We start from the raw sequence: 863 nt of genomic DNA on the forward strand, positions 1-863 counted from the left end.
CAGTCATAAACACGAACTGGAGGTTGGCATCTTGACCCTTCAACACTGAGTAAAGGTTTTTCAGTCCCTCTCGCATTTCAGCGGCGATATTTGGATTGTCTATATTATCGAGGATTGGTTTGTCGTATTCATCTACCAGTACTACTGCTCTAGTACCATATTTAGCCACTGCTTCCCCAATCAGGGTTCCAAATTTCCCTGGTATATCATTTGACTCGTAGGACACTCCCAGGCGCTCCGCATTCTTGCGTAAAAGGTCTAATATACGTCTATCCAACTCCTCCCGGTTTTTTAATACTCCATCCGCAAAATCAATCTTAATTACTGGGAATTTACGACTCCAGTCCCATTTGTCATGAATATAGAGTCCCTCAAACAATTTTTCATTCCCCTCGAATATCTCCTTCAGGGTATCCACAAATAGACTTTTGCCAAAGCGTCTTGGTCGCGACAGAAAGAACGCTCCAGGTTGTTTAATTAATCTTAATGCGAAACTCGTTTTGTCCACATAGACACAATTACTACCACGCATTTTGTCTAGCGTGTTTATCCCTAACGGCAAGTTTTTTACGTCTACTTCTTGGCTCATCATGTAATGATTAATCCAATATATTAGGCTCTTATTAGAGCAGGTCAATTCTTAACCAGACTTATTGCCAGTCCGCTTGTATAAGATTCCGTTGGCTGCGACTAAATATCAAACCAATTTCATGGACAGATTTTCCCGGTTCCCCACGGTATTTTTCAGCATAGTTTCGCTGGAGGATTTGGTCAAGTGCTGCATTATCCCGGACTTGATTCCCCTCTACCACCTTGATTTCCATCACATAGATGTGTCCCCCCACCATAACAGTTAAGTCCGA

At 42.3% G+C, this 863-nt stretch carries 2 protein-coding genes; both read right to left on the reverse strand.

What is annotated here, in order from left to right; genetic code table 11:
- The coding region (locus ASL19_RS03075; RefSeq protein WP_235528912.1) for an AAA family ATPase at positions 1–592 on the reverse strand (592 nt) is incomplete at its 3' end.
- Positions 593–650: 58 nt separating this feature from the next.
- Positions 651–863, reverse strand: a 213-nt coding sequence (locus ASL19_RS18455; RefSeq protein ID WP_235528913.1) for a PD-(D/E)XK nuclease domain-containing protein, incomplete at its 5' end; no start/stop codon positions are given.

The organism is Cylindrospermopsis sp. CR12, from assembly GCF_001432185.1.
GTDB classification, from domain to species: Bacteria; Cyanobacteriota; Cyanobacteriia; order Cyanobacteriales; family Nostocaceae; genus Raphidiopsis; species Raphidiopsis raciborskii.